The 5375-nt window shown below is 58.9% G+C and carries 5 protein-coding genes and 1 pseudogene; 4 read left to right on the top strand and 2 right to left on the bottom strand.

The features are described from left to right. Positions 1 to 183 (bottom strand): annotated as a pseudogene (locus tag QMX91_RS28745) (ShlA/HecA/FhaA protein); the annotation flags it as partial. Between the two features lie 444 nt (positions 184 to 627). Here QMX91_RS28745 and QMX91_RS28750 point away from each other — a divergent pair. The 3 genes from QMX91_RS28750 (at position 628) to QMX91_RS28760 (ending at position 2362) form a co-directional block, all read left to right on the top strand. Beyond that, positions 628 to 903, top strand: a complete 276-nt coding sequence (locus tag QMX91_RS28750; protein ID WP_097086740.1) for a hypothetical protein — start codon at positions 628 to 630, stop codon at positions 901 to 903. 262 nt (positions 904 to 1165) lie between these two features. Next, positions 1166 to 1750: a papain-like cysteine protease family protein gene (locus QMX91_RS28755; RefSeq protein WP_210557871.1), complete on the top strand. Its 585-nt coding sequence runs from the start codon at positions 1166 to 1168 to the stop codon at positions 1748 to 1750. A gap of 12 nt (positions 1751 to 1762) precedes the next feature. Further along, entirely contained in the window at positions 1763 to 2362 is a 600-nt protein-coding gene (locus QMX91_RS28760; protein ID WP_139055238.1) for a hypothetical protein, read from the top strand. Between the two features lie 62 nt (positions 2363 to 2424). On the opposite strand, the gene QMX91_RS28765 is transcribed toward QMX91_RS28760, so the two are convergent. Next, the gene (locus tag QMX91_RS28765) at positions 2425 to 3765 is read right to left on the bottom strand and encodes a DEAD/DEAH box helicase (protein ID WP_041070247.1); all 1341 of its coding nucleotides are present in this window, start codon (positions 3763 to 3765) and stop codon (positions 2425 to 2427) included. A 191-nt stretch (positions 3766 to 3956) separates the two neighbouring features. On the opposite strand from QMX91_RS28765, the gene QMX91_RS28770 reads away from it, so the two are divergent. Then, entirely contained in the window at positions 3957 to 5255 is a 1299-nt protein-coding gene (locus tag QMX91_RS28770; RefSeq protein WP_134785692.1) for a mechanosensitive ion channel family protein, read from the top strand. Positions 5256 to 5375 lie beyond the last annotated feature (120 nt).

Here is a 5375-nt window from a genome sequence, read left to right on the forward strand (position 1 = left end):
ATCCAGCGCGGTGTTCGGGTTGGCCACGACAATGCCGTCGGCCTGCGCCCACATCGGTTGCCAGAACATGACGTTCGCCAGCAGGAACGCCAGCCCGCGCTTGGGCATGCCCAGAAACGACTCACGGGTTTTCACGTCAGCAGAAGGCTGACCAGCGAGGAAGGCGTATTGGCGAACGTCCATGTTTGAGCTCTCGTTGCGACAGGCGAGTGAGTTCTGGGTAATCAACAGGCAAAGCGATCCCCGCCTGGCCAAAACACGGGGCCAAGTGAGAGAACAAGCAAAAAGGGGGGATAAATGCGCGCCTCGGTCAGAACGTCCAAAGCGTGGCAAAAACGATCGCAGAACCGCTGGCGAATAGTTTGTTCGATCCCTCGAAATCACAATTTGATATCAATGTGATGGCGCGATGGTAGATTGCCATCATTCTGGCGTCAATAAGTCGTACAGCGTCTTTTACAACAACCGCTCTAACCCGTGGTTTTCCTCAAGAGGTCTGCTTTTCAGGAGAAGATCGCGACCGTTCGGTCACTCTAAATGGACTGGTAAAAACACTGGAACTGAACTTTTCACCGCCCGAAACCCTCCACCGATCAACCCGCCCTACCCGGAACGGAGGCCTGCCCCATGAAAACCCTGCTCAAACTCACTCTCGCCGCCACCCTCGCCTGCGCCCTGCCGGTCTGGGCCTGCACACCAGAAGAGGCCACCGCCAAACGCGAACAACTGGCCAAGGAAGTGGCCAAGCTCACCGAACAGAATCCGGCCAAGGCCAAGGAAATCAATGCCGAGTTGCAGAAGATGGACTTGGGCACGGCCAGCGCCGATCTGCCGGACAAGTGCCAGTTGATTGATCAGCGCTTGAAGGAACTGGACTCGGCTGAGAAAAAAGCCGACAGCTAAAAGCAAGATCAAAAGATCGCAGCCTGCGGCAGCTCCTACATCGAACCCTGTAGGAGCTGCCGCAGGCTGCGATCTTTTGCCCCAGAAAATGCATTTATGCATTTATTTTCTTGCATAAACGCATATCCAGACTAAGGTTACATCGAGCAAGGAGATCGGCACCGTTCATCGCAGATGAAAACCGTTACCCACCGATCGCTCGGCAATACCGCAACACAATCACAAGCTGGACGCTTGTTTTCATTCATGGAGGACTGAAAAAATGTTAACCACTCAAGCAACATCGTTCACCGGCGAGAGCCTGCCAAGATGCCTTGTTGGCCACCTGATCGACCCGCAACTGGTCGAGGTTGAAGCCACTGCGCAAACGGCGGCACTGGCCGCTGCCAACCTTAACTTCACGATGCAGAAACAAACTCAGACCAATTGGTGCTGGGCCGCTGTTTCCGCTTCGGTCGGCAACTACTACGGCACCGGGTCATGGACCCAGTGCGGCGTCGCCAGCACCCAACTGGACCGCAATTGCTGCAGCCAGCCGGGGCCGTGCAACGTCTACGGCTATCTGGATTCGGCCCTGCAGACCACCCGCAGCTATAACGGGATGAATCAGGGTTCGCTGCAGATGTCGGCCATTCAGAACCAGATCAACATGGGCCGCCCGGTCGGCCTGCGTTGTGCCTGGTATGGTGGCGGTGCGCACTTCCTGGCGATCTACGGCACCAACGGCAACTACGTGCTGATCGCCGACTCGATCTACGGTTACTCGACCCGCGCGCTGAACTCCTTCCCGGGTTCGTACAACGGCGGCGGCAACTGGACTCACACTTACTTCACCGCGAAAAACTAGGAGGGCGACATCATGCAACTGACTTATCCAAAGGCGCCTTCCAACGGCGTACAGACTTTGCGTCCGGTGCTGCAAGCCGCGCTGCAAAACCAGGGCTTCGGCATCAACCGCCAGTTCGCCAACGCGACACCGGCCAAAGTCAGCCTCAGCGAAGCCTATCGCGGCTACTCGCTGACACTCGACGACCTGAGCCAAGGCAAGGGTCTGAAAGACGCACGTATCGGCGATTGGCATTACCTGGTGTTTGCCGACGGCGTAAGCATTGCCGATGCGCAACTGGCCGAGGTGCGTGGCCATGTCGAGTTCGCTTCGCTGAACCACGGCACCCGGGCCGCCGACACCGTGGGCGCGTTGAAACTGGCGGAACAGGCGCCGCAATTGCAGGGCAAAAGCGTTGAATTGCGCGTGCTGTTTGTCTCGGCACTGCACGTCGTGGCGATCTGGCTGCACGCTGACGGTGAAGATGTACTGATCCCGATCGAGCCGACGCCGAAAGAGCTCGGGAACTCGCGGCTGTACAGCGAAGCCGCGTTGCTCGCGCAGCTCAAACCGGCGGCAGATCGCGCCAAACAGCGCTTTGACGCAGACACCAGCGGACAGTTGGGGAGCTGACAAACCCTGCGCATAAAAAAACCCGGACACTGTCCGGGTTTTTTATTGCCTGCGAAAACGCCTTACTCAGCCGCTGGCTCAGCCGGCTTGCGACGCTTGAGCGGGGCCATGCCGTCGCTGCTCACCAGCGAATCCGGCTTCGGACGGTTGGCGCTCTTGCGCTTGGTCGGGGTCTTGGCGGCGGTCTTCTTCTTGTCGCCCTTGGCGTCGGTCTTTTTCTTCTTCACCCCGACAGCCTTGCCCGAGGCCTTGACCTTCTTCGGCCCGCCGTAGGTGCCTTTGACTTCCTTGATGGTGCGGCGCTCGAAGCTTTGCTTGAGGTAGCGCTCGATGCTCGACATCAGGTTCCAGTCGCCGTGGCAGATCAGCGAGATCGCCAGACCGTCGTTGCCTGCGCGGCCGGTACGACCGATGCGGTGCACGTATTCGTCGCCGCTGCGTGGCATGTCGAAGTTGATCACCAGATCCAGGCCATCAACGTCCAGACCACGGGCCGCGACGTCGGTCGCTACCAGAATCTTCACGCCGCCCTGCTTCAGACGGTCGATCGCCAGTTTGCGATCCTTCTGGTCTTTCTCGCCGTGCAGCACGAACGCCTTGTACTCCTGAGCCACGAGGCGGCCGTAGATGCGGTCGGCCATGGCACGGGTGTTGGTGAAGACGATGGCCTTCTGGTAGGTCTCGTTGGCCAGCAGCCAGTTCACAATCTGCTCTTTGTGCTGATTGTGGTCGGCGGTGATGATTTGCTGGCGGGTGGTCGAGTTCAGCTGGCTGACCGCGTTGAGCTGCAGATGCTCAGGGTTGTTCAGCACCTTGGCGATCATCTCGCGCAGGCCCGAACCACCGGTGGTGGCGGAGAACAGCATGGTCTGCTGACGGTTCGGGCATTCGTCGACCAGACGTTGCACGTCTTCAGCGAAACCCATGTCGAGCATGCGGTCGGCTTCGTCGAGCACCAGCACTTCGACTTCTTTCAGGTCGAGGTTGCCGGCGTTGAGTTGCTCGATCATCCGGCCCGGCGTACCGATCAGGATGTCCGGCACCTTGCGCAGCATCGCGGCCTGCACCTTGAAGTCTTCACCGCCGGTGATCAGGCCGGACTTGATGAAAGTGAACTGCGAAAAGCGCTCGACTTCCTTCAGGGTCTGCTGGGCCAGTTCGCGGGTCGGCAGCAGGATCAGGGTCTTGATGCTGACGCGGATCTTCGCCGGGCCGATCAGGCGATTGAGGATCGGCAGGACAAAAGCGGCGGTCTTGCCGCTACCGGTTTGCGCCGTCACCCGCAGGTCACGCCCCTGGAGCGCCAGCGGAATGGCCGCTGCTTGCACAGGCGTTGGCTCGACAAATTTCAGCTCGGCCACGGCTTTGAGCAGGCGTTCGTGCAGGGCGAATTGGGAAAACACGGGTGCTACCTCGAAGATATGCAAAAAAACAGCTGCATAGGTTACCGGTTTCGAGCGCTCAGGCCGAGTTTCTTTATACAAACGGGCGTAATCAGTGGCTTTTTTGTTGCTCGATTTGTCTCCAACGGTAATACACAGCGTCTTAAATGCTCTAATCGCCCATCGCGTCTTACAGAAGAATCGTTGCTCACATGGATTTCAAACAGCTCTGGCTCAACGCCCAAGACCTCTGGGGTGCCCTCGAACAGCACCCATTCCTGCAATCCGGCCTGGCGCTGATGCTGCTATTGGTGATCGCGCTGGTCCTCGGACGAGTGGCACGCTATCTGATCCTGCATGCCAGCCGCATGCTCGGGCGCCAGCCGGCCCTGCACTGGATCAACGACTTTCGCCACAACAAGGTGTTTCAACGTCTGGCGCAGATGACGCCGTCGCTGGTGATCCAGTTCGGCCTGCACCTGGTGCCGGAACTGAGCAAAACCGCGATGACCTTCCTCGGCAACGTGGCGCTGTCCTTCACCATCCTGTTCCTGCTGCTGTCGGTCAGCGCCCTGCTCAATGCGCTGCTGGACATCTACGCCCGCACTGAACACGCCCGCACCCGCTCGATCAAGGGCTATGTGCAACTGGCGAAAATGGTCTTGTACGTGTTTGGTGCGATCATCATCGTCGCCACCCTCATCGACCGTTCGCCGCTGTTGCTGCTCTCAGGTCTGGGTGCGATGTCGGCGGTGATTCTGTTGGTCTACAAGGACACGTTGCTGTCGTTCGTTGCCAGCGTGCAACTGACCAGCAACGACATGCTGCGGGTCGGCGACTGGATCGAAATGCCGCAAGTCGGCGCCGATGGCGATGTGGTCGACATCACTTTGCACACGGTCAAGGTGCAGAATTTCGACAAGACCATCGTTTCGATCCCGACCTGGCGCCTGATGTCCGAGTCGTTCCGCAACTGGCGCGGCATGCAACAGTCCGGCGGGCGACGGATCAAGCGCAGCCTGTTCATCGACGCCAGCGGCGTGCGCTTCATTCGTGACGATGAAGAAGAGAAGTTGAGCCAAGTGCACCTGCTGACCGGCTACATGGGCCGCAAGAAAGCCGAACTCAAGGCGTGGAACGAGGCGCAAGGAAACGTCGCCGCGATGTCGGCCAACCGCCGGCGCATGACCAACATCGGCACCTTCCGCGCTTATGCGCTGGCGTATTTGAAGAGTCACCCGGAGGTGCAGCCGAACATGACCTGCATGGTGCGGCAGATGCAGACCACGGCGCAGGGAATTCCGCTGGAAATCTACTGCTTCACGACCACCACGGTGTGGGCCGATTACGAGCGGATTCAGGGGGATATTTTCGATTATCTGCTGGCGGTGCTGCCGGAGTTCGGTTTGAGCCTGTATCAGCAGCCGAGTGGCGGGGATTTGCGTTCGGGGTTGTTGCCGGCTGTACTCGGCTCAGCGCACATACCAGAACCACAAAAACACCTCCTATAACCCCACAGATCAAAACTGTGGGAGCGGGCTTGCTCGCGAAGGCGTCAGGTCAGTCAACATAATCGTTGAATGACACACCGCTTTCGCGAGCAAGCCCGCTCCCACAGGGGTTATGCGGTG

Origin of the sequence: Pseudomonas sp. PS01299 (genome assembly GCF_029960145.1) — a bacterium.
Taxonomy (GTDB): domain Bacteria; phylum Pseudomonadota; class Gammaproteobacteria; order Pseudomonadales; family Pseudomonadaceae; genus Aquipseudomonas; species Aquipseudomonas putida_A.